The 22,362-nt window shown below is 63.2% G+C and carries 20 protein-coding genes; 11 read left to right on the forward strand and 9 right to left on the reverse strand.

All coding sequences use genetic code 11. The annotated features are described in order from the left end of the window. From IAE39_RS29770 to IAE39_RS23730, 9 genes are all read left to right on the forward strand, one after another. Positions 1 to 109: hypothetical protein (locus IAE39_RS29770; protein WP_236548796.1), on the forward strand; the 109-nt coding region annotated here is incomplete at its 5' end. A 189-nt stretch (positions 110 to 298) separates the two neighbouring features. Further along, positions 299 to 1,360, forward strand: coding sequence for an erythrose-4-phosphate dehydrogenase (gene epd / locus IAE39_RS23695; RefSeq protein WP_201206951.1), 1,062 nt, complete (start codon positions 299 to 301; stop codon positions 1,358 to 1,360). A gap of 12 nt (positions 1,361 to 1,372) precedes the next feature. Then, positions 1,373 to 2,536 (forward strand): phosphoglycerate kinase, encoded by a 1,164-nt coding sequence (locus IAE39_RS23700; protein ID WP_201206952.1) that lies wholly within the window; start codon positions 1,373 to 1,375, stop codon positions 2,534 to 2,536. Beyond that, the gene (locus IAE39_RS23705) at positions 2,536 to 2,790 is read left to right on the forward strand and encodes a hypothetical protein (RefSeq protein ID WP_201206953.1); all 255 of its coding nucleotides are present in this window, start codon (positions 2,536 to 2,538) and stop codon (positions 2,788 to 2,790) included. The genes IAE39_RS23700 and IAE39_RS23705 overlap by 1 nt, the downstream gene beginning before the upstream one ends. 63 nt (positions 2,791 to 2,853) lie before the next feature. Then, positions 2,854 to 3,183, forward strand: coding sequence for an MliC family protein (locus tag IAE39_RS23710; protein WP_201206954.1), 330 nt, complete (start codon positions 2,854 to 2,856; stop codon positions 3,181 to 3,183). A 100-nt stretch (positions 3,184 to 3,283) separates the two neighbouring features. Further along, entirely contained in the window at positions 3,284 to 4,348 is a 1,065-nt protein-coding gene (fba, locus tag IAE39_RS23715) for a class II fructose-bisphosphate aldolase (RefSeq protein ID WP_201206955.1), read from the forward strand. A 218-nt stretch (positions 4,349 to 4,566) separates the two neighbouring features. Continuing rightward, on the forward strand, positions 4,567 to 6,693 hold the full coding sequence (locus tag IAE39_RS23720; RefSeq protein ID WP_201206956.1) for a putative bifunctional diguanylate cyclase/phosphodiesterase: 2,127 nt from the start codon (positions 4,567 to 4,569) through the stop codon (positions 6,691 to 6,693). A 39-nt stretch (positions 6,694 to 6,732) separates the two neighbouring features. Further along, the gene (locus tag IAE39_RS23725) at positions 6,733 to 7,233 is read left to right on the forward strand and encodes a M48 metallopeptidase family protein (RefSeq protein WP_201206957.1); all 501 of its coding nucleotides are present in this window, start codon (positions 6,733 to 6,735) and stop codon (positions 7,231 to 7,233) included. Between the two features lie 12 nt (positions 7,234 to 7,245). Further along, the gene (locus IAE39_RS23730; protein ID WP_016395304.1) at positions 7,246 to 7,542 is read left to right on the forward strand and encodes a winged helix-turn-helix domain-containing protein; all 297 of its coding nucleotides are present in this window, start codon (positions 7,246 to 7,248) and stop codon (positions 7,540 to 7,542) included. 117 nt (positions 7,543 to 7,659) lie between these two features. Here the strand turns inward: IAE39_RS23730 and IAE39_RS23735 are convergent, their stop codons facing one another. After that, positions 7,660 to 8,112, reverse strand: a complete 453-nt coding sequence (locus tag IAE39_RS23735) for a GNAT family N-acetyltransferase (RefSeq protein ID WP_201206958.1) — start codon at positions 8,110 to 8,112, stop codon at positions 7,660 to 7,662. A 154-nt stretch (positions 8,113 to 8,266) separates the two neighbouring features. On the opposite strand from IAE39_RS23735, the gene IAE39_RS23740 reads away from it, so the two are divergent. Next, on the forward strand, positions 8,267 to 9,004 hold the full coding sequence (locus tag IAE39_RS23740; protein WP_201206959.1) for a substrate-binding periplasmic protein: 738 nt from the start codon (positions 8,267 to 8,269) through the stop codon (positions 9,002 to 9,004). A gap of 130 nt (positions 9,005 to 9,134) precedes the next feature. Here the strand turns inward: IAE39_RS23740 and yccS are convergent, their stop codons facing one another. The 8 genes from yccS to IAE39_RS23780 all read right to left on the reverse strand — a co-directional run bounded on the left by yccS (position 9,135) and on the right by IAE39_RS23780 (position 21,165). After that, the gene (yccS, locus tag IAE39_RS23745; protein WP_201206960.1) at positions 9,135 to 11,318 is read right to left on the reverse strand and encodes a YccS family putative transporter; all 2,184 of its coding nucleotides are present in this window, start codon (positions 11,316 to 11,318) and stop codon (positions 9,135 to 9,137) included. 129 nt (positions 11,319 to 11,447) lie between these two features. Further along, positions 11,448 to 12,629, reverse strand: coding sequence for an NAD(P)/FAD-dependent oxidoreductase (locus IAE39_RS23750; RefSeq protein WP_201206961.1), 1,182 nt, complete (start codon positions 12,627 to 12,629; stop codon positions 11,448 to 11,450). Between the two features lie 121 nt (positions 12,630 to 12,750). Next, positions 12,751 to 14,088 (reverse strand): ATP-dependent RNA helicase DbpA, encoded by a 1,338-nt coding sequence (gene dbpA / locus IAE39_RS23755; RefSeq protein WP_236548798.1) that lies wholly within the window; start codon positions 14,086 to 14,088, stop codon positions 12,751 to 12,753. 112 nt (positions 14,089 to 14,200) lie between these two features. Further along, a complete protein-coding gene (gene mdtD, locus IAE39_RS23760; RefSeq protein WP_201206963.1) occupies positions 14,201 to 15,628 on the reverse strand; it encodes a multidrug transporter subunit MdtD in 1,428 nt (475 codons plus the stop codon). A 110-nt stretch (positions 15,629 to 15,738) separates the two neighbouring features. Then, positions 15,739 to 17,064: a TldD/PmbA family protein gene (locus tag IAE39_RS23765; protein ID WP_201206964.1), complete on the reverse strand. Its 1,326-nt coding sequence runs from the start codon at positions 17,062 to 17,064 to the stop codon at positions 15,739 to 15,741. After that, complete coding sequence (locus tag IAE39_RS23770; protein ID WP_201206965.1) at positions 17,064 to 18,506, reverse strand: TldD/PmbA family protein; 1,443 nt, start codon at positions 18,504 to 18,506, stop codon at positions 17,064 to 17,066. The genes IAE39_RS23765 and IAE39_RS23770 overlap by 1 nt, the downstream gene beginning before the upstream one ends. A gap of 31 nt (positions 18,507 to 18,537) precedes the next feature. After that, positions 18,538 to 20,340 (reverse strand): acyl-CoA dehydrogenase, encoded by a 1,803-nt coding sequence (locus IAE39_RS23775; RefSeq protein ID WP_201206966.1) that lies wholly within the window; start codon positions 20,338 to 20,340, stop codon positions 18,538 to 18,540. Between the two features lie 333 nt (positions 20,341 to 20,673). Continuing rightward, positions 20,674 to 21,165 carry a hypothetical protein gene (locus IAE39_RS23780; RefSeq protein ID WP_201206967.1) on the reverse strand — a complete coding sequence of 164 codons (492 nt, stop codon included), beginning with the start codon at positions 21,163 to 21,165 and terminating at the stop codon, positions 20,674 to 20,676. A gap of 782 nt (positions 21,166 to 21,947) precedes the next feature. Here IAE39_RS23780 and IAE39_RS23785 point away from each other — a divergent pair. Continuing rightward, the gene (locus IAE39_RS23785; protein WP_201206968.1) at positions 21,948 to 22,211 is read left to right on the forward strand and encodes a DUF3077 domain-containing protein; all 264 of its coding nucleotides are present in this window, start codon (positions 21,948 to 21,950) and stop codon (positions 22,209 to 22,211) included. Positions 22,212 to 22,362: the final 151 nt, after the last annotated feature.

Raw genomic sequence — 22,362 nt, forward strand, 5'->3', positions numbered from 1 at the left:
CGGCATGACCACCTACGGTGAGTCGGCGCCGGCTTCGGCACTGTTCGAAGAATTCGGTTTCACCCTGGAGAACATCCTCGGTACTGCCGAAGAGCTGCTGGAAGACTGATGTAACAATGGAGGGCAGTGACGCCCTCCAGGTCGTGCAAGGGGAGGGCTCTGCCCTCCATCGCGACGCAAGGCCGCTCCCACAGGTACCGCGTAGCCCGATGACGGCGCGGTACCTGTGGGAGCGGCCTTGCGTCGCGATGGGCCGCAACGCGGCCCCAACAGCCATCATGCGTTAGCGAGCCAACGAATGCCCCACCTGCGTCCCTACAAAGTTGCACTCAACGGTTATGGCCGTATCGGCCGCTGTGTCCTGCGCGCGCTGTTCGAGCGGGGGGCAAAGGCCGGTTTCGAGATCGTCGCGCTGAACGACCTGGCCGACCAGGCCAGCCTGGAATACCTGACCCGCTTCGACTCCACCCACGGGCGTTTCCCCGGCGAGGTGAAGGTCGATGGCGACTGTCTGCATATCAATGGCGACTGCGTGAAAGTGATGCGCAGCGCCACCCCCGAAGGCATCGACTGGGCCGCGCTGGGCATCGACCTGGTGCTGGAGTGCTCCGGTGCCTATAACACCCGTGCCGATGGCCAGCGCTTCCTCGATGCCGGCGCGCCGCGGGTGCTGTTCTCGCAGCCGATGGCCAGTGAGGCCGACGTCGATGCCACCGTGGTCTACGGTATCAACCAGGCCTGCCTGACCGGCAACGAACGCCTGGTGTCCAACGCCTCCTGCACCACCAACTGCGGCGTGCCACTGCTGCGTGTGCTGGACCAGGCGTTCGGCATCGAATACGTGCAGATCACCACCATCCACTCGGCGATGAACGACCAGCCGGTAATCGACGCCTACCACCACGAAGACCTGCGCCGTACGCGTTCGGCCTTCCAGTCGGTGATACCGGTGTCCACCGGCCTGGCGCGCGGTATCGAGCGCCTGCTTCCGGAACTTGCCGGGCGAATCCAGGCCAAAGCGGTACGCGTGCCGACCGTCAACGTCTCGTGCCTGGACATCACCCTGCAGACCGCCCGCGACACCAGCGCGGCCGAGGTCAACCAGGTGTTGCGCGAGGCGGCGCTGGAAGGCCCGCTGAAAGGCCTGCTGGCCTACACCGAGCTGCCGCACGCCAGCTGTGATTTCAACCATGACCCGCATTCGGCAATCGTCGATGCCAGCCAGACCCGCGTTTCCGGCCCCCGCCTGGTGAACCTGCTGGCCTGGTTCGACAACGAATGGGGGTTCGCCAACCGTATGCTCGACGTTGCCGAACACTTTCTGCACGTCGTTCAACCAATCCGCAACAAACAGCCCTGAAGGACTGCATTCATGACCGTGTTGAAGATGACCGACCTCGACCTGCAAGGTAAGCGCGTACTGATCCGCGAAGACCTCAACGTGCCTGTGAAGGACGGTGTGGTAACCAGCGACGCGCGTATCCTGGCAGCGCTGCCGACCATCAAGCTGGCCCTGGAGAAGGGCGCGGCGGTAATGGTCTGCTCGCACCTGGGTCGCCCGACCGAAGGCGAATTCTCGGCCGAGAACAGCCTCAAGCCGGTTGCCGAGTACCTGAGCAAGGCGCTGGGCCGTGACGTGCCGCTGGTGGCCGACTACCTCGACGGCGTCGAAGTACAGGCCGGTGAGCTGGTGCTGTTCGAGAACGTGCGCTTCAACAAGGGCGAGAAAAAGAACGCCGACGAGCTGGCGCAGAAGTACGCCGCCCTGTGCGATGTGTTCGTCATGGACGCGTTCGGCACTGCTCACCGCGCCGAAGGTTCGACACATGGTGTAGCCAAGTTCGCCAAGGTCGCTGCTGCCGGCCCGCTGCTGGCTGCCGAGCTGGATGCCCTGGGCAAGGCCCTGAAGGCCCCGGCCAAGCCGATGGCGGCCATCGTTGCCGGTTCCAAGGTTTCCACCAAGCTGGACGTGCTGAACAGCCTGAGCAGCGTTTGTGACCAGCTGATCGTCGGCGGCGGCATTGCCAACACCTTCCTGGCTGCTGCCGGCCACCCGGTGGGCAAGTCGCTGTACGAGCCTGACCTGGTCGATACCGCCAAGGCCATTGCTGCCAAGGTCAGCGTGCCGCTGCCGGTTGACGTGGTGGTTGCCAAGGAATTCGCCGAAACTGCCGAAGCCACCGTCAAGGCCATCGCCGACGTTGCCGCCGACGACATGATTCTGGACATCGGCCCGCAAACCGCTGCCAACTTCGCCGAGCTGCTGAAGTCGTCGAAAACCATCCTGTGGAACGGCCCGGTCGGCGTGTTCGAGTTCGACCAGTTCGGTAACGGCACCAAGGTGCTGGCCAAGGCCATCGCTGACAGCGCCGCGTTCTCCATCGCCGGTGGCGGTGACACCCTGGCAGCCATCGACAAATATGGCGTCAGCAAGGAAATCTCCTACATTTCTACCGGTGGTGGCGCCTTCCTCGAGTTCGTCGAGGGCAAGGTCCTGCCAGCCGTGGCAATCCTGGAAGAGCGGGCCAAGGCCTGATGACGTCGGCGCTTGGCAAAGGGAGTGGCCTGATGGTCAAGCAATTGCCTGTGATGATGCTGGCGGGTTTGCTGAGCGCGTGTTCCGGCAGCCCGTCCTCGAGTGCCGACGACCCGGCGCAGCCGCCCAAGGGCGGTTGCTACCAGTCCGAGTGGCAGGCCGAGACCGTGCCGGTCATCAGCAAGCGCGTGGGCCCGGAAGGCCTGGAAAAGTACGATGAAGACCACCAGCGCAAGGCGCCGGGTTGCCCTTGATTCCGGCGTTTCGTCGGGCCAGGCAACCAAGCGACCGCTGTGTGGTCATCTAGAGGATATGTAATGAAAGCGCTCTTGGCCGTAACGGCCCTGGCGACACTGGCAGGATGCTCACTGCTGCAGCCGGCGCAACCCGCCCCGGCAGACAACTGGACCCGTTGGGTCTGCGACACCCAGGCCGAAGTGCTGTGGCGCTTCGCCGATACGCAACGCGACCAGGTCGACTTACGCCTTGGCGGCGGTGACCAGGTCTACCGGCTCAAGGCTGAACCGGGTGCCTCGGGTGCGCTGTACAGCGATGGCATGCTGGCCTTCCACACCAAGGGCGAAGAAGGCCTGGTGTACTGGGTGGCAACCAACGACCTGATTGGGCGGGGCTGCAAGGCACCGTGACTGGCCGGGCCGCAACGGTGGCCCACACTACTTGAACAGCAACCGCCCCTGCGGCAGGCTTGCACGAAACAAACGACGCTTGTCGGGAGAGAGATACACAATGGCACTCATTAGCATGCGCCAGATGCTGGACCACGCCGCCGAGTTCGGTTACGGCGTACCAGCTTTCAACGTCAACAACCTCGAGCAGATGCGCGCCATCATGGAAGCGGCCGACAAGACCGACTCCCCGGTGATCGTCCAGGCTTCGGCCGGTGCCCGCAAGTATGCTGGCGCACCGTTCCTGCGCCACCTGATCCTGGCTGCCATCGAAGAATTCCCGCACATCCCGGTGTGCATGCACCAGGACCACGGCACCAGCCCTGACGTCTGCCAGCGCTCGATCCAGCTGGGCTTCAGCTCGGTGATGATGGACGGCTCGCTGGGCGAAGACGGCAAGACCCCGACCGACTACGAGTACAACGTCCGTGTTACCCAGCAGACCGTTGCCATGGCGCACGCCTGTGGCGTTTCGGTAGAGGGTGAGCTGGGTTGCCTGGGCTCGCTGGAAACCGGCATGGCCGGCGAAGAAGACGGCATCGGCGCCGAAGGCGTTCTGGACCACAGCCAGATGCTGACCGACCCGGAAGAAGCCGCCGACTTCGTCAAGAAGACCCAGGTCGACGCCCTGGCCATCGCCATCGGTACCAGCCACGGTGCCTACAAGTTCACCAAGCCGCCAACCGGTGACATCCTGGCCATTGAGCGCATCAAGGAAATCCACAAGCGCATCCCCAATACCCACCTGGTGATGCACGGTTCTTCCTCGGTACCGCAAGAGTGGCTGGCGATCATCAACCAGTACGGCGGCGAGATGAAAGAGACCTACGGCGTACCGGTTGAAGAAATCGTCGAAGGCATCAAGTACGGCGTGCGCAAGGTGAACATCGACACTGACCTGCGCCTGGCGTCCACCGGTGCCATGCGCCGCCACATGGCCCTGAACCCGAGCGAGTTCGACCCGCGCAAGTTCTTCGCCGAAACCGTGAAAGCCATGCGTGACGTGTGCATCGCCCGTTACGAAGCCTTCGGCACCGCCGGCAATGCCTCGAAGATCAAGCCGATCTCCCTGGAAGGCATGTTCCAGCGCTATGCCAAAGGTGAGCTGGCCGCCAAGGTCAACTAAGCCACCCGGCTACACAAGAAACCCGCAGAAATGCGGGTTTTTTCATTGTGGGGTGTTAGAAACGCCAGCATATATTTTCGGCAGAACAACCGTTGGTCGGCTACCGTACAGTTCAGTCACTGATAGCGTTCTGATTGCATTGCGTGTTATCCGCTCAGGTCTAGAGTATTAATGGATCCAACCGCATGTTGAAGTCGGTCACATAACAGAGAAGCAGCATGGATGGCGCTCACCCTCAACCACAGGCAGTGGATGGCAGTTCGGTTCTACTGGTGGTAGACGATTACCCCGAGAACCTCATCAGCATGCGGGCCTTGCTGGCCCGTCAGGATTGGCTAGTGTTGACGGCAAGCTCGGGGATGGAAGCCTTGAGCGCGTTGCTTGAGCACGATGTCGACCTGGTTTTGCTCGACGTGCAAATGCCGGAAATGGACGGCTTTGAAGTCGCCCGGCTGATGCGCGGCAGCCAGCGCACGCGGCTGACACCGATCATTTTCCTCACCGCCAACGAACAGTCCGAAGCGGCCGTGCTCAAAGGCTACGCCAGCGGCGCCGTGGACTACATGTTCAAACCGTTCGACCCGCAAATCCTCAAGCCCAAGGTCCAGGCCTTGCTCGACCAGCAGCGCAACCGGCGCATGCTACAGCGGCTGACCCGTGAGCTGGAAGCGGCCAGGGCATTCAATGCGTCAATCCTGGAAAACGCCGCCGAAGGCATCCTGGTGGTCGATGCCCAGGGCATCATCAGCTTTGCCAACCCGGCCATTTCCCGCTTGCTGGCGGCCCCCGTGCAGCAACTGCAAGGTGCGCACCTGCTCGACCTGGTGCAATTGGCCAGCGCCAGCCTGTGGCTTGAGTCGGATTTCTACCAGGCTTACCTGGGGCGGCAGATTTACCGTGTGCACGATGCGCATCTGCGTACCTTGGGCGGCGAACTGGTGCCCGTGGCGTTGTCCTGTGCACCACTGCCGGCCGAGCAGCAGGCCATGGTGGTGACCGTGCTGGACATGTCGGTGGTGCGTAACCTGCATCAGCAATTGGAGTACCAGGCCGTCACCGACCCGCTCACCGGCCTGCTCAACCGCCGCGGGTTCTACCAGGCGGCCGAAGGGGCGTTGCTGCGCAACGAGCGCTCGGACAAGGCGCAAGCACTGATGTACATGGACCTGGATGGCTTCAAGCGCATCAACGACTCGCTTGGCCACGACGCCGGTGACCGGGTGCTGCGCTGGGTTGCCGAGCAGCTCAAGGACTGCCTGGGCAGCGAGGCCTTGCTGGCGCGCATGGGGGGCGATGAGTTCACCGCGCTGTTCGACAGCCTGCCTTACCCGGAGCAGGCCGGGCGTTATGCCGAACGCCTGCTGGAACGGGTATCCATCAGCCATGAGGTAGACGGGCTTGATGTGTGTCTTGGGGTCAGTATCGGCATCGCCACCTACCCGGAATGCGGGGCCAATGTCGAAGGCCTGCTGCGGGCGGCAGATGCGGCGATGTATGCCGCCAAGCAGGCCGGGCGCCAGCAGTACCGCTTTTATGACCAGGAACTCAACGGCCGGGCGCGCTCGCGGTTGATGCTTGAAGACAGTGTGCGCGCGGCCATCGAACAGCAGGATTTCAGCCTGGTGTACCAGCCACAGGTCAGCTTTGTCGATGGCCACCTGCGTGGGTTCGAGGCCTTGCTGCGCTGGCAGCACCCAAGCGTTGGCGATGTGCCTCCGGGCCTGTTCATCCCCTTGCTTGAGGAAGCGCGCCTGATCAACCGCCTGGCCAGCTGGATCTACCGCCAGGGTGCGGCCCAGCGTCAAGCCTGGTACCAGCGCTTTCCGGCAGGCCTGGTGCTGGGCATCAGCCTGAGCCGGGCACAGTTCGCCATGCCTAGCCTGGTTGAAGAGCTGCAGCGGGTGATTCAGCTCTACCAGTTGCAGCCGGCACAGATAGAGGTGGAAGTTGCGGAAACCTCGCTGATGTACAACATCGATGCGGCGGTGAAGCAGATACACCGCCTGCGCGAGCTGGGGGTAAGGGTGGCGCTGGATGATTTTGGCGCCGGCGATTGTTCATTGCGCATGCTGCGTGACCTGCCGATCGATACCCTCAAGCTCGATCGCCACCTGGTGGCGCGGCTGCCCGACTCGGCGGTGGATGCCGCGTTGGTGCGCAGCGTCATTGGCCTGTGCGCCGACTACCGCATCACGGTTATCGCCGAGGGCGTGGAAACCCCGGCCCAGGCGGCCTGGTTACGGGCCAATGGTTGTGAATACGTGCAGGGGTTTCTGGTCGCCAGGCCAATGACTGCAGCCGATGCCAGCGGCTTTCCGGTGATTTTCTCCTGGCCAGGGCCCTGATTGGCTAGAATCGGCATTCGTTACGCTGAATGCAGTGCCATGACCGTATTACGCTACTTGCAAGCTTACCCGCCGCACCTGCAGGAGCAGGTGCGGCAGATGATCGACAGCGACCGCCTGGGCGAGTACCTGCAGCGCCGCTACCCCGACCGCCATGACGTGCAAAGCGACAAGGCGCTGTACGGCTATGCCCAGGATTTACGCCAGCAGTACCTGCGCAGCGCGCCGGGCCTGGACAAGGTGTTGTTCGATAGCCGCCTCGACCTGACCCACCGGGCCCTGGGCCTGAATACTGCGGTGTCGCGGGTGCAGGGCGGCAAGCTCAAGGCCAAGAAGGAAATCCGCATTGCCTCGTTGTTCAAGGAGGCCGCACCCCAGTTCCTGCGCATGATCGTGGTGCATGAGCTGGCGCACCTGCGCGAGCGCGACCATAACAAGGCGTTCTACCAGCTCTGCCAGCACATGGAGCCGGACTATCACCAACTGGAATTCGACCTGCGCGTCTACCTGACCTATCGGGAGCTGCCGGGCAACCTCTAAGGAACATGCAGCATGGAAGTGAGCAAGACCAAGAGCAGCTTCTACCGCCGCCTGTACGTGGCCTGGCTGATCGACAGCCAGACCGCGACCAGCGTGCCCGCCCTGATGGAGGCCACCGGAATGCCACGGCGCACCGCCCAGGACACCATCGCTGCGCTGGCCGACCTGGATATCGTCTGCGAGTTCGAACAGCAGGAAGGCGCACGCAACCACGCCGGGCATTACCGCATTCATGACTGGGGGGCGATCGACAAGCAATGGATCATCCAGCACCTGCGGCAGATCCGCGAAGTGCTGGGTTACCCTTGAAAACCCGGGGCCGCTTCGCGGCCCTTTCGCGACACAAGGCCGCTCCTACAAAGGAACGCGGTCTCCTGTAGGAGCGGCCTTGCGTCGCGATAGGGGTGCAAAGCACCCCCGGCAATCTCAGCCCTTGCGCATGCCGATATGCGGAATGTCGTCCTCCAGGTATTCCTCACCCACCACCACAAACCCATGCCCGGCATAAAACGCCTGCAGATGCGCCTGCGCCGACAGGTACACCGGCACCCCCGGCCAACAATGTTCCGCCGCCTCCAGCCCCTTCAGCAGCAGCGTGTGCCCCAGTTTCAGCCCACGCGCTTCAGGCGAGGTCACCACCCGCCCGATCACCACGTCCCCGCCTTGGGACTGTGGGTCGAGCAGGCGTAGGTAGGCCACCAGTTTGTCTTCCTGCCAGGCCATCAGGTGCAGGGTATCGCCGCTCAGGTCCTGGCCGTCGACTTCCTGGTAGGCGCAGCGCTGCTCGACCACGAACACTTCGGTGCGCAATTGCAGGATGGCGTAGAGCTGCTCTTTGCCAAGGTCGGTGTGGTGCTTGCAGAGCCAGTCGATGGACATTGGCGCGAACTCCTTGAATGGGCCTCGATCATCGCATGCTGCACAGGCATCGGCCAAAATAGAGGCTAAATGACACTATTGGCCGCTGCCCTCGGCAGCGGCTTTGTGTAATCTCATCGGCAGTGTGTGCCCTCTGTTGCGAAAGGACCTGAGCATGCGGCCACTGCTTTGTGTGCTGGGAATGCTGGCAATGATGCTGGCGACACCCGCCCCGGGTCACGACAAGTTGCGCCTGGTGGCTGACAACTGGCCGCCGTTCAACGATGCCAGCATGCCGGGCGGCGGCCTGGCCACCAGCCTGGTCACCACAGCCCTGGCACGCGCCGGCTACAGCAGTGCCTATGAGGAGGTGCCCTGGGCCAGGGCGCTACTAGGCGTAGGAGAAGGGCGCTACGACGTGCTGATCAATGCCTGGTACAACGATGCGCGTGCCAGCATCGGGCAATTTTCCAAAGCGTACCTGACCAACCGTGTTCGCCTGCTGCAACGCAAGGGCGATACGCTCCGCTACCAGCGGCAAACCGACCTGTACCCTTACAGCATCGCCGTGGTGCGTGATTACGCCTATTCACCCGAATTCGACGGCGATACCCGTTTGCACAAGGTGCCGGTGCGCAACTTTTCCTCGGCGGTGCGCATGCTGGCGGCAGGGCGGGTGAACCTGGCGGTGGAAGACGAATATGTGGCTCGCCACAACCTGCAGCGCGAGCCGCAGGAGGTGCGTGATGGGGTAGTGCTGGTGGAACCGCCGCTGGGGGAGAACACCTTGCACATTCTGGTCAGCCTGAAGCACCCGGAGCATGCGCGGATCGTCGCGCGGTTCGAGCAGGCGATTGCGGCGATGAAGGCCGATGGCAGCTATGCGCGGCTACTGCGTCAGCATGGCTTTTGATTTGTATTGCCTGTGCGGGCCTATTCGCGGGTGAACCCGCTCCCACAGGATTTATACAGAGTTTTAGATCTGTGCGGTCTCTGTGGGAGCGGGTTCACCCGCGAATAGGCCCGCACAGGCAACACAAGCCTCAGGCCGGCGCACCTTCCTTGATCAAATGCGCCGCCAAGGTCCGCAACGGCCCCAACTGCCGGCAGATCAACGCCAACTGTGTCTGCACCAGCCGCTGATGCTCATCCAGCTCTTCCGGCATCTGCTCCAGGGCATTGGCCAGCGCCTCTTCGGCATCGCTATGAATCGCCACCGGTAGCCGCGCCGCCAGGCCGTTGGCAATCTCGTCCAGGCTGCTGGCCAGGCTTTGCCCGGCACCTTCAATCAACTGCTCCTGCACCTCGGCCGGCAGCGCCGTGTCGCGGTGCGCGCCCAACCCCGAAAGGTAGCTGAGCAAGGTGTGCGACAGCACCAGGAAGCGGAAGCCGACGTCGGCCTCCTTACGGAAATGCCCCGGCTCCATCAGCATGTTGGCCAGGGTAGTGGACAGCGCCGCATCGGCGTTGTGGGCGTTGCGCCGGGCCAGGCGGTAGGCCAGGTCGTCACGCTTGCCATGGGCATACTGTTGCATGATCTGGCGCAGGTACACGCTGGCGCAGGCCAGGGTATTGGCCAGCGCCTTGTTCAACCGCCGGCCCTGCCAGTCAGGCAGGAACAGGAACACCGCCAGGATGGCAATCAGGCTGCCCACCAGGGTATCGAACAGGCGTGGCAGGAACAGGCCGTAGCCGTCGCCGATCTGGTTGAAGCAGAACAGCACCATCAGCGTGATCGCGGCCGTGGCCAGGGTGTAGCGGGTGGTGCGGTTGACGAAGAACACCACCCCGGCGACCACGGCGAACAACGACTGGATGACCGGGTTGGGGAACAGGTCGAACAAGGCCCAGCCAACCGTCAGGCCGACGGCGGTGCCGAAGATGCGCTGCACCAGCTTGCGCCGGGTTGCACCGTAGTTGGGCTGGCAGACGAACAGCGTGGTGAGGATGATCCAGTAGCCCTGGGTGGGGTGGATCAGGTGCACCATGCCGTAGCCGATCGACAGTGCCAGCGGCAGGCGCAAGGCATGCCGAAACAGCAGCGACGTAGGTGTGAGCTGGGTGCGCAGGCGTGTCCACACGTCTTTCAGCGAGCGCGGCGAGCGGTCGAGCAGGCTGCTGTCGCTGGCGTCGGCCAGGCTGTCCGGGTTGCTGGCGGCGCTGAGCAGGCGGTCCAGCGTGGCGAGGTTGGCGGCCAGAGCCCGCAGCGAGCGCAGCAGGCCGCGCCAGGCCGGGTTGCTCTGCAGGCGCAGGTGCTCCAGCGAAGCGTTGAGGTCTTCAAGGGCTTCGGGATAGCCGCTGGCCAGCACGAACGGCTGGCGCAGGCGAATCGAGCGGGCCAGCTCCTGGCAGGACGAACCCTGTTTACGCAGCAGGCGCTGGCAGCGGAACATCACGTCACTGTGGAAAAACGCCTCGGTCAGGGCGTTATAAGGGTAGTGCGAAGCACTGACCCGCTCGTGAATGTCCTGGGCCAGGAAGTACAGCTTCAGGTAGCGGCTGACCTTGGAGTTTGGCTGGCTGTTGCCGACCCGGTGCAGGATGATTTCCTTGGCCGCGTTCAGTGCGGCCACTACCTTGCCATTTTGCTGGGCCAGCTCCAGGCGCCGCGCCTCGACGTCGAGGGTGCGCACCGGCTCGAACAGGCTGGCCTTGAGCTTGAGGTAGCTGCCCAGTTCGAAGAACAGCTTGGCCAGGCTCTGCTGCACGGGCTGGTTGGAGAACAGTGCCTGCCACAGCACCGACAACAGCCCGTACCAGGCGGCGCCTGCCACCAGTAGCATCGGCTCGTGCCAGAAGTCGGTCACCTGGCCGCCGCGCTGGTCCACGCCGATCATGGTGTACACCGCCGTGATCAGGGTTGCCGAAGCGATGGCGCCGTAGCGCTCGCCCAGGGCGCCGAGCATGGTCAGGCCGAACGCCGCCAGGGCCAGCGCGACGGCGAAAATCCAGGGGTAGGGGAACAGCAACTCCACCGCCAGCGCGGCGATGGCGAAACACACCAGGGTAACGGCCAGGGCGCTGAGGCGACCCTGCCAGCTGTCGTCGGTTTCGGCCAGGGCGCTGGCGATGATGCCCAGGAACAGCGGGATCAGCAGGGCCATCTCGTTCTGGTACCAGCACAGGGCCAGGCTGCCGGTAAGGGCGATGGTGACCCGGATGCTGTAGCTGAACTTGTCTTGGCCCCACAGGCGACGCAGTGACTGACGGAACGAGCTCGATGACATGATGGCCTGCTAGGCAGTGATCAGAGGAATACCTTTCAGAACCGGTTATCGGGGCCGCAAAGCGGCCCGGATTGCGGCGCTGAGCACGGGCCAGCAAGAAGCGTTCCGTGCTGCTGAATGGATGCTACTCTACACGAACTGCGCTGCGGCGTTGGCCGATGCCCAGGCCCACTGGAAGTTGAAACCGCCCAGGTGGCCGGTCACATCCAGCACTTCGCCGATAAAGTACAGACCGGGGCTTTTCAGCGATTCCATGGTCTTGGATGACACTTCGCGGGTATCCACACCACCCAGGGTCACTTCGGCAGTGCGGTAGCCTTCAGTGCCGGCCGGCACTACCTGCCAGCCCGCCAGCTTCTCGGCGATTTGTGCCAGTTCCGCCGGGGTGTACTGCTTCATCGGCCTGGACTCGAACCACTGCTCGGCCAGCAGGTTGGCCAGCTTGCGGGTGAACACCTCGCCCAGCACGGTCTTCAGTTCGGCGTTGGCGCGCTCGGCCTGCATCTGTTGCAGCCAGGTCAATGCGTCGCGATCGGGCAGCAAGTTGATCTCGACCGTGTCGCCGGCTTCCCAGAAGGAGGAAATCTGCAGGATCGCCGGGCCGCTCAGGCCGCGGTGGGTAAACAGCAGGTTTTCGCGGAAGCTGGTGCCATTGCAGCTGGCGGTGCAGTCCAGCGAGGTGCCCGACAACTCGGTGCACAGTGCCTTGAGTTGGGGCTCGGTGATGGTGAACGGCACCAGCCCGGCGCGGGTTGGCAGCAGGGTATGGCCGAACTGGCGGGCCACCTGGTAGCCGAAACCGGTGGCGCCCAACGTCGGGATCGAAAGGCCGCCGGTGGCGATCACCAGCGACTGGCAGGCGAACTGGCCACCGCTGGTCTGCAGCAGGTAGCCATTTTCGGTCTTCTCGATCTGTTCGATGCTGGTGTGCATGCGGATTTCGGCGCCGGCCTCGTCACATTCGGCCAGCAGCATGTCGAGGATGTCGCTGGCCTTGTTGTCGCAGAACAGCTGGCCGAGCTTCTTCTCGTGGTAGGCCACGCCGTGCTTGCACACCAGTTCGATGAAATCCCACTGGGTGTAGCGGGCCAGCGCCGACTTGCAGAAGTGTGCGTTGTGCGAGAGGAAGTTGGCCGGCTCGGTGTACATGTTGGTGAAGTTGCAGCGCCCGCCGCCGGACATGAGGATCTTCTTGCCTGGCTTGTTGGCGTGGTCGAGCAACAGTACCCGGCGGCCACGGCGGGCGCTGAGCTGGGCGCACATCAGGCCGGCGGCGCCGGCGCCGAGGATGATCACGTCGGTGGAGTGCACGGTATGAACCTTCAGATTTGAAATGCTGAACCCTGTGGGAGCGGGTTCACCCGCGAATGCGATGGTGCATTCACTGCCGCATTCGCGGGTAAACCCGCTCCCACAGGGACCTTGCTGAACTTTAGAGAATGCGGACTTTCAGGGAGCGGCCCTTGATCTTGCCGCTGTTCAGCCGTTGCATGGCCTGCTTGGCCAGCGCCCGCTCTACGGCCACAAACGCCTGGAAGTCAAAGATCGCAATCTTGCCCACCTGCTTGCCCGGAATACCGGCATCACCGGTCAGCGCGCCCAGAATATCGCCCGGGCGCAGCTTGTCCTTGCGACCGGCGGCGATGCACAGGGTGCTCATCACCGGCAGCAGCGGCTCGCCGCCCTTGTTCTTCAGGCTGTCCAGCTGGTCCCAGCGCAGTGGGCTCTTCTGCAACGCTTCGATAGCCTGAGCGCGGTGCCCTTCGGCCGGGGCCACCAGGCTGACTGCAACGCCTTTCTCGCCAGCTCGGCCAGTACGGCCCACGCGGTGTACGTGGATTTCCGCATCACGCGCCAGTTCGACGTTGATGACCATGTCCAGGCCATCGATATCCAGGCCGCGTGCGGCTACGTCGGTCGCCACCAGCACCGAGCTGCTGCGGTTGGCGAACATGGTCAGCACCTGGTCACGGTCGCGCTGCTCCAGGTCACCATGCAGCGCCTGGGCGACGATGCCCTTGGCGGTCAGGTGGGCAACCACGTCCTCGCACTGCTGCTTGGTGAAGCAGAACGCCACGCACGACTGCGGGCGATAGTGGCCAAGTACGCGGGTGACGGCTTCCAGGCGCTGCTGCGGGTCGATCTCGATGAAACGCTGCTCGATCTGGTTGTCGGTGTGCAGGCTCTCGACCTTGACCTGCTGCGGGTTGCGCATGAAGTCGGCGGCCAGTTGCTTGATGCCGGCCGGGTAGGTGGCCGAGAACAGCAGGGTCTGGCGGCGCGACGGGGTCTTGCCGATGATGCTGGCAATGGCGTCGAAGAAGCCCATGTCGAGCATGCGGTCGGCTTCGTCGAGGATCAAGGTGTTCAGGCCGTCGAGCACCAGCGTTCCCTTGTCCAGGTGCTGCTGGATGCGCCCCGGGGTGCCGACGATGATGTGCGCACCGTGCTCCAGCGAAGCGATTTGCGGGCCCAGCGAAACGCCGCCGCACAGGGTCAGGATCTTGATGTTGTCCTCGGCCCGGGCCAGGCGGCGCAGCTCCTTGGCAACCTGATCGGCCAGCTCGCGGGTGGGGCACAGTACCAGCGCCTGGCAGCCGAAGTAGCGCGGGTTGATCGGGTTGAGCAGGCCGATACCGAAGGCGGCGGTCTTGCCGCTGCCGGTCTTGGCCTGGGCGATCAGGTCCTGGCCCTTGAGGATGACCGGCAGGCTCTGGGCCTGGATCGGCGTCATCGAGGCATAGCCGAGAGCGTCCAGGTTGGCCAGCATGGCAGTGGACAGCGGCAAGGTGGCAAAGGCGGTGGATTCGGTGGTCACGAGGCGGGCCTGCGGTGCGAAGCTAAAAATGCCGCACAGTCTACCAGCCTCATGGCCATTCGCCCTAAGACTCTACGTGCTCTTCCGGACGACGGGCACGCCTTCCGTCCGTCGGCGCCAGTTGCAGGAAGATCGCCGCGGCCAGCATGGACATGATGCCGATGGTGACGAAGGTCAGCTGGAACGCGCCCAACGTGGTTTCCACGTCCTCGGCGCTACCCGCTGCGGTGAAGCCGCCGAGCAGGGCGCCGGCACAGGCCACGCCCAGGCTCAATGCCAGTTGTGCGACCACCGACAGCAGGCTGTTGCCGCTGCTGGCGCTGGCGTCGTCGAGGTCGATCAGGGTGACCGTGTTCATCGCGGTGAACTGCATCGAGTTGACCGCACCCAGCAGGCCCAGCTGGACCAGCAGCACGGCGTAGGGCGTCTGCTCGTCGACCAGCCCGAGGCTGGCCAGCAGGATGCCCAGCAGCAAGGTGTTGCTGGTGAGGATGATGCGGTAGCCGAAGCGCTCGATCAGCGGCCTGGCAATGGACTTGGCCAGCATGGCTGCTGCCGCCAGCGGGATCATGCTCATGCCGGCCTGGGCCGGCGAGTAGCCCAGCGCCACCTGCAGCAGCAGCGGCACCAGAAACGGCAGGGCGCCACTGCCCAGGCGCGAGAACAGGTTGCCGAGGATGCCGATGGCAAAGGTGCGCACACGGAACAGGCCGGGCGAGAACAGCGGCTCGGGGTCGCGCCCGGCGCGCAGCCAGTAGGCGGCCAGGCACGCCATGCCGGCGAACAGCAGCAACATCACCCGCAGGTGCGGCAGGTGCAGCTCTCCGAGGCCCTCCATGGCAATGGTGATCAGCACCATTGCCGCGCCGAACAGCAGGAAACCGGGGGTATCGAAGCGGGTACGTTCGGTGCCGCGCAGGTCAGGGATGAACTTCCAGACGGCGTAGCAGCCGATCAGGCCGACCGGCAGGTTGAGCAGGAAGATCCAGTGCCAACTGAGGATTTCCACCAGCCAGCCACCCACCGTTGGCCCCAGCAGCGGCCCGAGCAGGCCGGGTATGGTGATGAAACTCATGATCCGCACCAGCTCGCTGCGCGGGTAGGCGCGCAACACCACCAGCCGCCCGACCGGCAGCATCAGCGCCCCGCCCAGGCCCTGCACCACGCGGGCGAAAATCAGGAAGCCGAGGCTGTTGGCGGCGGCGCACAGCAGCGAGCCGAAGCTGAACAGCAGGATGGCGCTGAAGAAGATGCGCTTGGTGCCGAAGCGGTCGGCGATCCAGCCCGAGGCGGGGATCAGCAGGGCCACGGTGAGCATGTAGGCGATGATCACCCCCTGCATGCGCAGCGGGTCTTCGGCCAGCGAGCGGGCCATGGCCGGCAGCGCGGTGTTGAGGATGGTGCCGTCCAGGGACTGCATGAAGAAAGCGATGGCCACCACCCAGGGGATCCAGCGGGCGGTGACGGGGTCCAGCGGGGTGCGTTCGGGCATGACTTCCTCTTCTGCCTGGGCCGGCCCTTTCGCGGCTATAGCCGCTCCCACAGGGATCGCATACCCCCTTGTGGGAGCGGCTTTAGCCGCGAAGGGGCCGGTACTGCCAATTACAATGTCAGGGTCAGGCCTTTGACCAGCGCCCCCGGTAAATGACTCGACCCGGTGCTGCGTTGTCCATAGGTGCTGGTCGACAGGATCATCTCGCGTTCCTCGGTCAGGTCTTCCAACTGGCTACCCAGCAAGCTGTACAGGCTGTCATCGAAACGCATGGTGCTCACCGGCCCCTGAATCTGCCCGTTCTCCACCCAGAAGGTGGCAAACCGGGTCAGCCCGGTCATGCGCGCCGCCGGCAGGTCAGAGTAATTCAGGTACCACAGGTTGCTGATGTACAGCCCGGTGCCCAGCCGTTCCAGGATCTGCCCGCTGGCCAGGCCACCCGGCGCCAGGCTGAGCGCACACGGCGATTCGTAGCTGTCGGCACCATTGGCCAGCAGCTCGAACTCGGCCGCGCTGCGCGCACTGATCAGCCGCTGCAGCGCTGCGCCGTGCTGAATCAACGGCACATCCAGGCGCGGTGAGCCTTCATCGGAAAACGCAGGGCTCAGCGACCCGCTGACCTGCTCGGTGAAACTCACTAGCGGGCTCAGCCGCGCATCACCGTTATACAGGCGCTGCAAGGCGCTGTTGCCGGTGGCCAGGGCCTGTGCGGAAAACCCGCCCCAGCACAGCATGCCGGCGATTTCGTCCACCGCCGCTGGCGCCAGGTAGGCGCGGTAGCTGCCGGGCTTGAGGGTAACAGCAGGCAGGCCAAGGAAGCCCAGCTGTTCGCGTGCCTGGCGCAAGCGTGCAGTGAAGTCGTCGGCGCTCCACAGTTGGCCGGCATAGTTGGCTTTCACTGCCTCGCCGTTTTCGTGGAACAGGCTCCAGTCGAAATTGAAGCTGTTGGCCTGGTGCCAGCCGAAGGCCCCGAACGAGCTGGCGAAGCCCCGGCAGATCGGGCCGGCGGCGTAGATGCCGACCAGGTCCAGGTCACCGGCTTCGCGGTCGAGCAGGGCCAGCACTTCGCTCAGCTCGGGCAGCGGTTGCTGTTGCTGTTGCTGGCTGTGGCTATGCCAAGCACTTTCGTCCAGGCGCAAGTAAGGGTCGACGGCCAGCAGCGGCAGGGTCTGGCGCAGTTGTTCCAGCGCATCGGTCAGGCGTTGGCGGTCGAGTTGAGCATCGCCACTCAAGGTCACTTGCTGTTCGGCCTGGCGGCCATCGCGGATCAGCCGCAGTTGCGCGCTGGCCTGGCTGACTTCACCGGCCTGGCGCACCTTGGCGTGGTTGAAGCGCACGAACTGTGACTGCTCGGCGCTGTAACTGAGGGTGAACTGTTCGCCGGCTTGCAGGGCGGCGCGCACATCCCCGACCAGGGTTTCGAATGCGTGTAGCATCAGGCGTCTCCTCCGAATACGTCGATCTGGCGGAACACGCAGGCCGGTGAGGCATGACCGACCCGCACCACCTGGTTGGGTTCGCCCTTGCCGCAGTTGGGCGTCCCCAGTACCTGAAACGTGCTGCGGTCGCCGACCGCCACCAGGTTGCGCCAGAACTGCGCGGAGATGCCACGGTAGTTGGGGTTCTTGACGATGCCCTTGAGCTGGCCGTTCTCGATCAGTTGGCCCCATTCGCAGCCGAACTGGAACTTGTTGCGCGCATCGTCGATGGACCAGGAACGGTTGGTGCGCATCAGGATGCCGTGCTCAATCCCCTGGATCAGCTGGTCGAGGGATTGGTCGCCCGGCTCGATGTTGAGGTTGGCCATGCGGTCGATCGGCGCGCGGTTCCAGCCGCAGGCGCGGCTATTGGCCACGCCGTCCAGGCCGGAGCGGAACTGCGACAGCGCACCACCCAGCGGGCACAGCAGCAGGCCGTCGCGGATCAGGAACTGCTTGCTGGCGGCGGTGCCGTCGTCGTCAAAGCTGTAGCTGGCCAGTTCTTCGCCGATGGTCGGGTCGAACGTCACGTTGAGCAGGCTGGAGCCGTATTGCAGGTGGCCGAAGTCGCTGGCTTTGACAAAGCTGGTGCCGGCGTAGTTGCGCTCGTCGCCGAGAATGCGGTCCATCTCCAGCGGGTGGCCGATGGATTCGTGGATCTGCAGCATCATCTGGTCGGGCATCAGCAGCAAATCGCGCGGGCCGCTGGGGGTATTCGGTGCCAGCAGCAACTGCAGCGCTTCATCGGCAACTCGGCTGGCCGCGCCGACCAGGCCACAACGCTCGATGATCTCGAAACCGCCCTGCTGGCCGAAGTTGTCGCGGCCCAGGCTGCGGCTCTGGCTGTCCTGGCCATCGCTGGCAGTCACACCCAGGCCCGGGAACAGAAAGCGCTGGGCATGGCGCAGTTCGGCGCCGGCCGAGTTGAGGTAGGTTTGCTCGACCAAGGTCAAGCCCAGGCTGGCCTGCCAGTCCACCAGCCGGCTGTCCTTGGGCACGCTGGCAGATTCGGCAGCGAGCAGGCCGAGGCAGTCGGCAAGGCTGGGCACGGGCTGGTCGAAGTTGGGCGAGACATGGTCGTGGCGAGCGCTGGTTACCGCTTGCTCGCGCAGGTCCAGCAGGCTGTGTCGGGCGATCTGCCGGGCCAGTGCCTCGGCTTGTTCCACGGCGCGCTGCAGGCCAGCCTGGGACAGGTCGGCGGTGGCCGCGTAGGCCTCAACGCCGTTGACCCGCACGGTGAGCATGGCGCCTTCGTCCTGGCTGAAGAAGGGCGGCTCGGCAACATTGCGGCGAACCGACAGCGCCTGGTGCGACTGTTTCACATGGCGCAGGGAAAACAACTCGGCCGTACTGCGCAGCGCGGCAAAGCGCTGGCGCAGCAGGGCGCTGGAATCGAACATGTGGAAGCCTCCGTGTACGCGGTGGCTCCCCCTAGAACCACCCGTCTTGCATGCCGAGGCAGGTATCGTCGCGCGCCTCGAGCAATGCCAGCTCATTATGGCAGCCCGGTACTTCCCAGGTCAGGAAATAACGTGCGGCCTGCAGTTTACCGAGGTAGAAGTCGCGGTCGGCAGGGCTGCCCTTGAGCAGGCCGAGTTCGGCGTGAATCGCCTGTTCCAGCCAGCGCCAGCCGATCACGCAGTGGCCGAAGGCCTTGAGGTATAGCGCCGAGTTGGCCAGCGCGCCAGCAACTTTCCCTTGGGCCAGGTCGCCGAGCAGGGCCAGGGTAACCCCTTGCAGGCGGTTGACCAGTTGCTCCAGCGGCTGGCGCAGCGGGTCGAGGTTAGGGTGGTGGCTGGCGCGCTCGCCGGTGGCGGCGATCAGGCGGATCATTTGCTTGAGGCCGGCACCATTGTTCTGCGCCAGCTTGCGGCCGAGCAGGTCAAGTGACTGGATGCCCTCGGTACCTTCATGGATCGGGTTCAGCCGGTTGTCGCGGTAGTACTGTTCTACCGGGTATTCGCGGGTGTAGCCGTGGCCGCCGAGAATCTGGATGGCCAGTTCGTTGGCCTTGAGGCAGAACGCCGAGGGCCAGGACTTGACGATCGGGGTCAGCAAGTCGAGCAGTTCCTGCGCCTGTTTGCGGGCGTTTTCGTCGTTGGCGGTATGGGTGTCGTCGAAGAGGCGCGCGGCATACAGGCCAAGGTCGAAGGCGCCTTCGACGTAGGCTTTCTGGGCCAGCAGCATGCGCTTCACATCGGTGTGTTCGATGATCGGCACTGCCGGACTGTGCGGGTCCTTGTTGTCCGGCAGCCGACCCTGTGGGCGTTGGCGGGCGTATTCCAGCGAATACAGGTAGCCGGCATAACCGAGCATCACCGCGCCCATGCCGACGCCGATACGCGCCTCGTTCATCATCTGAAACATGCAGGCCAGGCCTTGGTGCGGTTGGCCGATCAGGTAGCCGACGCACTGCCCGTTGTCGCCGAAGTTAAGCGCCGTGGAGGTGGTGCCGCGCCAGCCCATCTTGTGGAACAGCCCGGCCAGCAGCACATCATTGCGCGGGCCACGGCTGCCGTCCGGGTTGACGTGGTACTTGGGCACGATGAACAGCGAAATGCCCTTCACCCCGGGTGGTGCGTCCGGCAGTTTGGCCAGCACCATGTGTACGATGTTTTCCGACAGCTCGTGGTCGCCGCCGGAGATGAAGATCTTGTTGCCCTTGAGCCGGTAGCTGCCATCGGCTGCCGGTTCCGCGCGGGTGCGGATGTCGGCCAGCGACGAACCGGCGTGGGGTTCGGTCAGGGCCATGGTGCCGAAGTAGCGGCCCTCGATCATCGGCTGCAGGAACAGGCGCTTCTGTTCGTCGCTGCCGAAGCTTTCGATCAAATTGGCTGCACCCATGGTCAGGAACGGGTAGGCCGTGGTGCCGGCGTTGGCGGCCTGAAAGTGGGCGAAGCAGGCCTGCGAGACCAGGCTGGGCAACTGCATGCCACCCACTTCGAAGTCGCGGTTGGCGTTGAGGAAACCGGCTTCGAGGAAGGCGTCGACGGCGGGTTTTACCTCGGGGATCAGTTCGGCGCGGCCGTCGACGTAGCGCGGCTCGTTTTCATCGGCCTTGCGGTTGTGCGGGGCGAAGAACTTTTCGGCGATGGTGCGCGCGGTGGTCAGCGCGGCGTCGAAGGTTTCGCGGCTGTGCTCGGCGAAGCGCGGGCGCTGGGTGAGGGCTTCGGCGTCGAGGACTTCGTAGAGCTCGAAGGCGAGGTTGCGGGGGCTGAGCAGGGTCTCGGGCATGGGGGCGGTCCTGAGGCGGGATGCTGCGAGTGTAGGTTTTGCCAGTTACAGGTGGATACCATGATTGATTCGGTTGATGTTGCGGAACAGACGGAAACATTTTTGAGTGTTCATCCCTTTGACGTCGTTGCTTCGCTTGGATAGCATTGCGGTGTTGCTACAGACCGGAACCCTGGATCAGGGGGTAGCAATGCCGGGAACCAGCTGATGCTGATTTCTCCCAGCCAGTGAGCGGGATTCGAAAGGCCAGGCCGATATTCAGATTTAGCAGAAAGCCCCAAGACGAATGTTTTGGGGCTTTTTGTTTGTGGGGTTCGAATAGTTCGCAGCTGCTTAGATGATCAAGCCTTCATTTCGCTTTTCCAGTATGTAGCGAACATTAAAAAGCTGTCCCTTGGGCATGCTTGTCCGCCCCCAAGGATCTACTTGATAGGCGGATATTACATTCACCCGCAGGAGGTTTTCTTTGCTCGCCAATTTGCGTGCTTCGAAAAATATCGCGTAATCAAAAGTGTCCAGGCAAAAGTATCGGCGATTGTTTCTGCCCGCGAAGTGGGCGCGAACCTTGGCGTCGACGAACCTGTGAGCAACGAATTCTGGAAGTAGCTTTGAGCAGTCGTAGCGGCGCTGGCTGAAGTTTCGCTGTTCGTTCGAACGAGGGTTGGTGATAAGCGGACCTTCGTTCTTGTTATCTGTGAAACAGTGGAATCCAAATGTGAAGTCTACGCTGATGACGCGCGAGCTGATTTCGAACGTATGGGTGGCAGGCCTTAGATGCGCCATACAGCGTTCCCTGCCGTCGATGATTAAATTCTGCCAGCGCATGAAGACCACCTTTTGAGAGTGGCATATGAAAATATGCGCGAGGCTAGAGGTCAATGAGCTTAGTGTTCAATATTGTCGCTGAATGTCTATGGGAAGTTTCCTACTTGAGGCAGGGAAACGTAGGGCAGATATTGTGTTGGATATGGTTTATGGGGGGAGTCATTCATGGCTTGGTCTACTGCACCTTGTGATATATGAGGCGCACATTTACGAGGCCAAGGATTTCCAGTCGGATTTCCTACATTTTTTTTAAGTATTTGCCTATTCCATGTAGTCCATTTCCCAAACATACTCCGAACCCACTTCTAGCCATTGCGGTGCTCTGGGTAGGGCTCTAGTCTCGGATGGTCGCTGGCGAATCAGTGACCGGCTTTGACAGGCCGACCAGAAAATTCTCATGGCTCTCGCCTTTATGGCGGCTGTGTGTGGGGCACCTCGCGTGCGCCGGGCTTTTTGGATTTTTCTACCGGTCTGTCAACCCATGCACAGCTGCCACCCTTTTGTTTGACAGCAAAGGGTGGTGGCCCATACCGAGAAAAATACCAATGCTGAAGAATGTCCCCGATCCACCCCACGATCCCCTTTTTCTGAAGACAGCCCGATGCAGGGGCAGATGCCTGCTGTAAGGCTTTGATGATATGTCGCCTGGGCGGGCCCTTTCGCGGGTGAACCCGCTCCTACGAGGGGCATCACATGCCTGGGCCAGCGGTGGTCGTTGTAGGAGCGGGTTTACCCGCGAAGAGGCCGGCCCAGGCAATAGAGAAATCTGAGGGGATTGAACAATGACAACAGAAGACACCCAATTCACCGTCGGCAAGACCACGTTCTATCAAGGCGAGAATCGCCCCCACCCGTTGTTCCGCATCGAGCCCGGGATCCCGTGCCGGGATGCCCGCGAGCAGTCTTCGGAGTTGATGGGGTATGTGCGCGAGCTGACCATTACCGGGTTGATGGATGAGAAGCCGATGATGATCTGGGCTGCCCATTATCTGGGGGCGATGGCCAAGGCGCTGATGGATGATGCGGAGTTGGGGATGAAGCAGTGAGGGGTTGGCTTTTTATTGCATGAAGGCCGCAAGGTGTTCGACACAACAATTTCAGCGCCTGTGAGATCGAGCGCCGAAGCGTTCGCCTCGATACATTCAGTGCCTATGAGATCGAGCGCCGCCCGCGCGGCGCTTCGCGGCTAAAGCCGCT

It is taken from the genome of Pseudomonas sp. S37, from assembly GCF_016658545.1.
Lineage (GTDB): Bacteria > Pseudomonadota > Gammaproteobacteria > Pseudomonadales > Pseudomonadaceae > Aquipseudomonas.

Bases quoted from the DNA above. Each gene is read 5' to 3' on its own strand.
- epd (WP_201206951.1), top strand. From the start codon at position 299: ATGCCCCACCTGCGTCCCTACAAAGTTGCACTCAACGGTTATGGCCGT.
- IAE39_RS23700 (WP_201206952.1), top strand. From the start codon at position 1,373: ATGACCGTGTTGAAGATGACCGACCTCGACCTGCAAGGTAAGCGCGTA.
- IAE39_RS23705 (WP_201206953.1), top strand. From the start codon at position 2,536: ATGACGTCGGCGCTTGGCAAAGGGAGTGGCCTGATGGTCAAGCAATTG.
- IAE39_RS23710 (WP_201206954.1), top strand. From the start codon at position 2,854: ATGAAAGCGCTCTTGGCCGTAACGGCCCTGGCGACACTGGCAGGATGC.
- fba (WP_201206955.1), top strand. From the start codon at position 3,284: ATGGCACTCATTAGCATGCGCCAGATGCTGGACCACGCCGCCGAGTTC.
- IAE39_RS23720 (WP_201206956.1), top strand. From the start codon at position 4,567: ATGGATGGCGCTCACCCTCAACCACAGGCAGTGGATGGCAGTTCGGTT.
- IAE39_RS23725 (WP_201206957.1), top strand. From the start codon at position 6,733: ATGACCGTATTACGCTACTTGCAAGCTTACCCGCCGCACCTGCAGGAG.
- IAE39_RS23730 (WP_016395304.1), top strand. From the start codon at position 7,246: ATGGAAGTGAGCAAGACCAAGAGCAGCTTCTACCGCCGCCTGTACGTG.
- IAE39_RS23735 (WP_201206958.1), bottom strand. From the start codon at position 8,112: ATGTCCATCGACTGGCTCTGCAAGCACCACACCGACCTTGGCAAAGAG.
- IAE39_RS23740 (WP_201206959.1), top strand. From the start codon at position 8,267: ATGCGGCCACTGCTTTGTGTGCTGGGAATGCTGGCAATGATGCTGGCG.
- yccS (WP_201206960.1), bottom strand. From the start codon at position 11,318: ATGTCATCGAGCTCGTTCCGTCAGTCACTGCGTCGCCTGTGGGGCCAA.
- dbpA (WP_236548798.1), bottom strand. From the start codon at position 14,088: ATGCTGGCCAACCTGGACGCTCTCGGCTATGCCTCGATGACGCCGATC.
- mdtD (WP_201206963.1), bottom strand. From the start codon at position 15,628: ATGCCCGAACGCACCCCGCTGGACCCCGTCACCGCCCGCTGGATCCCC.
- IAE39_RS23765 (WP_201206964.1), bottom strand. From the start codon at position 17,064: ATGCTACACGCATTCGAAACCCTGGTCGGGGATGTGCGCGCCGCCCTG.
- IAE39_RS23770 (WP_201206965.1), bottom strand. From the start codon at position 18,506: ATGTTCGATTCCAGCGCCCTGCTGCGCCAGCGCTTTGCCGCGCTGCGC.
- IAE39_RS23775 (WP_201206966.1), bottom strand. From the start codon at position 20,340: ATGCCCGAGACCCTGCTCAGCCCCCGCAACCTCGCCTTCGAGCTCTAC.
- IAE39_RS23780 (WP_201206967.1), bottom strand. From the start codon at position 21,165: ATGCGCTGGCAGAATTTAATCATCGACGGCAGGGAACGCTGTATGGCG.
- IAE39_RS23785 (WP_201206968.1), top strand. From the start codon at position 21,948: ATGACAACAGAAGACACCCAATTCACCGTCGGCAAGACCACGTTCTAT.